At 64.1% G+C, this 3,919-nt stretch carries 5 protein-coding genes; 3 read left to right on the forward strand and 2 right to left on the reverse strand.

Annotated elements, in window-relative coordinates; genetic code table 11:
* Positions 1-202 precede the first annotated feature (202 nt).
* Complete coding sequence (locus AC0L3A_RS18285) at positions 203-583, reverse strand: VOC family protein (RefSeq protein WP_007593712.1); 381 nt, start codon at positions 581-583, stop codon at positions 203-205.
* Positions 584-693: 110 nt separating this feature from the next.
* Entirely contained in the window at positions 694-1,473 is a 780-nt protein-coding gene (locus AC0L3A_RS18290; protein ID WP_473254873.1) for an SDR family NAD(P)-dependent oxidoreductase, read from the reverse strand.
* Between the two features lie 167 nt (positions 1,474-1,640).
* Here AC0L3A_RS18290 and AC0L3A_RS18295 point away from each other — a divergent pair, with 167 nt between their 5' ends.
* From AC0L3A_RS18295 to AC0L3A_RS18305, 3 genes are read left to right on the forward strand one after another with little or no spacing between them, the layout of a single operon-like run.
* The gene (locus AC0L3A_RS18295; protein WP_007593710.1) at positions 1,641-2,429 is read left to right on the forward strand and encodes an enoyl-CoA hydratase/isomerase; all 789 of its coding nucleotides are present in this window, start codon (positions 1,641-1,643) and stop codon (positions 2,427-2,429) included.
* Positions 2,430-2,439: 10 nt separating this feature from the next.
* Positions 2,440-3,426: a phosphotransferase family protein gene (locus AC0L3A_RS18300; RefSeq protein ID WP_007593709.1), complete on the forward strand. Its 987-nt coding sequence runs from the start codon at positions 2,440-2,442 to the stop codon at positions 3,424-3,426.
* A 2-nt stretch (positions 3,427-3,428) separates the two neighbouring features.
* Positions 3,429-3,806: a DUF6285 domain-containing protein gene (locus tag AC0L3A_RS18305; protein ID WP_354127677.1), complete on the forward strand. Its 378-nt coding sequence runs from the start codon at positions 3,429-3,431 to the stop codon at positions 3,804-3,806.
* Positions 3,807-3,919: the final 113 nt, after the last annotated feature.

The raw sequence follows: 3,919 nt of genomic DNA on the forward strand, positions 1-3,919 counted from the left end.
ATAGCGCGCGCCTTGCCATGCTTTGTAATTTCGCTGGGGGTTTTAATTGTTGTTTTATTGGGACGGTGGCCGCGCGCGCTGCTGTCATCGCCCGCTATGGGGGGCGATCCAGTAATCCGACGCGTCGGTGATTCATGGAGAAGCCGCGGCGTACTGGATGCCCCGGTCAAGCCGGGGCATGACAGCGGTGGTTGCGGCCGGCTCAGCTCGCCATCCGATGCATCGCGCAGATCTTATTGCCGTCGAGGTCGCGCAAATACGCAATATAGAGGTTGACGCCCGGGCCTTGGCGGATGCCGGGCGGATCTTCGCAAGGAACGCCGCCGGCAGCGATGCCGGCCGTATGCCATGCATTGACCTGCTCCGGCGAGTTGGCGGCAAAGCCGATGGTGCCGCCATTCGCAGGCGTCGCCGCTTCGCCGTTGATAGGCTTGGTCACCGAGAACACGCCGGTCTTGGTGATGTAGAAGATGCGATGGCCGTCGACCCGCGCCGGCCGCACCTCGAGCGTGGACAGCAAATTGTCGTAGAAGGCCTTGGCCTTGTCGAGGTCGTTGGTGCCGATCATCACGTGTGAAAACATTTTTGCCCTATTTCCCTCATCTTGTAGCCCGGATGGAGCGCAGCACAATCCGGGACGGCCAAAAGCAAACAAGACCCGGATTACGCTGCGCTCCATCCGGGCTACGAGAATCAAAACGCCGTATAGCCGCCGTCGATCACGAACGTATCCGCGGTGTGGTACGACGACGCCTTGCTCATCAGATACACTGCGATGCCGCCGAAATCGCTGGCTTCGCCAAAGCGGCGCACCGGAATGCGCGGCATCACGTTTGCGACGAATTTCTCGTTGGCCATCAGGCCCGAGGTCATGTCGCTCTTGATCCAGCCGGGCAGGATCGCGTTCGCGGTGGCGCCGTGGCGCGCCAGCTCAACGCCGAGCGCGCGCACCAGCGCGTTGATCGCGGCCTTGGTCGCCGCGTAGTGCTCGTTGGGGGCGGTACCGAAGATCGAGGCGAGACTCGAAGTCGCCACCAGCCGACCGAAGGGATCGCCCGCATTGGCGCGCTCGGTCATGTGTTTTGCGGCCGCCTGGAACGCGTGGAACACGCCGTCGAGATTGGTCGCAAACATCCCACGCCATTCCTCTTCGGTGCGTTCGATGAAGGAGCGCCGGCCGCCGCCGCCGATGCCGGCATTGGCGAAGCAGCCGTCGACCCGGCCGAACATGTCGAGCGTGGCCTTCATCGCGGCATTGACCGAGGCCGGGTCGGAGACGTCGCAGACCCGCGCGTCGACCTTGCCTGATAGCCCGGCCAGGCTCGCGGCAGCGCTGCTGTTCTTGTCAGGATTGCGACCCCAGATCGAGACGTTGCAGCCCTGGCCGGCGAGCGCCTGCGCGATGCCTAGCCCGATGCCGCCATTGCCGCCGGTGATCACGGCGACCCGTCCCGAAAGGTCGAAAAGGTTCATGGCGCGTTTCCTGTTTTTGCTTGGGTCGCGCATCAGCCGCTGCGCGCAAGATTGCTTGCTATGCTCTGATCACCATGGACAAGACCGTGCCAAAAATCAAATATGCGCCCCGGCAAAAGTAATTCCGGTCTGCGAAACTGGCGCAGGCCGCAACTCACGAGGAAACCATGCAGTTCAAACACGTCACGCTCGATCTCGATGGCTCGGTCGCGATCCTCAAGCTCGACCACCAGGAGGTGATGAACGCGGTCTCCGTCGACATGCTGGGCGGTCTCGCGGAAGCGCTCGACACGATCGAGGAGAAGAAGGACGAGGTGCGCTGCGTCGTGCTCACCGGCGCGGGGCGGGCGTTCTGCACCGGCGCGAATCTCCAGGGCCGCAACAACCAGTCGAAGAAGACCAAGGCCGGCCTGACGCTTGAGACCGGCTTCCATCCCTTCCTGCGCCGCATCCGCAATCTGCATTGCCCGATCGTGACCGCGGTCAACGGCCCCGCGGCCGGCGCCGGCATGAGCTTCGCGCTGCTCGGCGACATGATTTTATGCGCGCGGTCCTCTTACTTTCTTCAAGCCTTCCGCCGTATCGGCCTGGTGCCGGATTGTGGCTCGACCTGGCTCTTGCCGCGGCTGATCGGCAAGGCGCGCTCGATCGAATTGTCGCTGATGGGCGAGCGGCTCCCAGCCGAGAAGGCGCTGGAATGGGGCCTCGTCAACCGCGTCTATGATGACGGCGTGCTGATGGAGGAGGCGATGAAGCTCGCGCATGACCTCGCCAGCGGCCCGACGGTCGCGCTGTCGCTGATCCGCAAGCTCTACTGGGACAGCCCGGAAAATTCCTTCGAGGATCAGCTCAATCTCGAATTCCAGTGCCAGCTCCGCGCCGGCGACACGGATGATTTCCGCGAAGGCGTCGGCGCCTTCTTGGAGAAGCGGCCGGCCAAATTCAACGGCAGGTGATCAAGGGCAAATGATCGAGGCCGAACTCTCCCGCAGCGTTGCGCGCTGGTGCCCGGGCGCAACTGGTGTCGCTGGCGTGGCAAGACTGTCCGGCGGCGCCAGCCAGGAAACCTGGCGCTTCGACATCGTGCATCCCGATGGGCCGATCGGTGCGATCCTGCGCCGCTCGCCGAAGGGGTATGGCGCGGCGCCGACGCGCGCGGCGGGTCTCGGCGCGGAAGCGCAGCTGATGCAGCTTGCCTATCAGGCCGGCGTGCCGTCGCCGCGCGTGATGCATGTGCTCGCGCCGGACGACGATCTCGGCACCGGCTTCATCATGCAGCGGGTCGAGGGCGAGACCATCGCGCGCAAGATTCTTCGCGATGATGAATTCGCCGCGGCACGGCCGCTTCTCGCGCGGCAGCTTGGCGCCGTGCTCGCGAAGCTGCACAGGCTGCCGCTGGACAAATTGCCCGAGCTGCGCAGCCGGTCCGCGACCCAGGAGATCGCCGAGTTCGAGCGCGATTATCGCAGTCTGGACTGGCCCAAACCCGTGTTCGAGCTGGCGCTGCGCTGGCTGCGCGACCACGATCCGGGCCCTGCGGCCGAGACGACGCTGGTGCACGGCGATTTCCGCAACGGCAATCTCATCATCGGCGCCGACGGCGTGCGCGCGGTGCTTGACTGGGAGCTCGCTCATCTCGGCGATCCCATGGAGGATCTCGGCTGGGTCTGCGTTAACTCCTGGCGCTTTGGCGAGATCGACAAGCCTGTCGGCGGGTTTGGCTCGCGTGAGGAGCTGTTCGCCGGCTATGAGGCCGCAGGCCGCAAGGTCGATCCATCACGTGTCAAATTCTGGGAAGTGATGGGCACGCTGCGCTGGGGCATCATGTGCGGCGGCATGATGCAGCGATTTCGAGAAAGTCCGGACCATTCGATGGAACGCGCCATGATCGGACGCCGTGCCTCCGAGACCGAGATCGATCTGTTGCGGCTGCTGGTGCCGCGGGGGAGTTGACCATGCAGGACGAGCCGACCCCGATCGAGCTGACCAAGTCAGTCGCCGATTTCCTCCGCAACGATATCGCGCCGCTGATCTCCGGCCACCAGGCTTTCAAGCTGCGCGTCGCCATCAATATTCTTGATCTCGTGACACGGCAGTTGACGCTGGAGGAGGGGAGCGACGCCGCGGAGGTGGACCGCCTGCGCGCGTTGCTCGGCATGGACGGCGCGGTCACCGATCTCAACCGCGTACTCGCCGAGCGTATTGCGAGCGGCGAGGTCGATCTCGCGACGCCGGGGTTGGCCGAGCATCTGTGGGCGACCACGATGGACAAGCTTGCGGTCGACCAGCCGAATTATGCATCGTACAAGCGGGAGCTGTCGCGCGGCGGGTAGACCTCTCCTCGTCATTGCGAGCGCAGCGAAGCAATCCTGAGCCTCCCCTAAATCGGTGGACACCTATAGCTTAGACAGCAAGAGGTGTCAGATGACGAAACGGCAGCGACGTT

Source organism: Bradyrhizobium sp. MI1.3 (genome assembly GCF_055811695.1).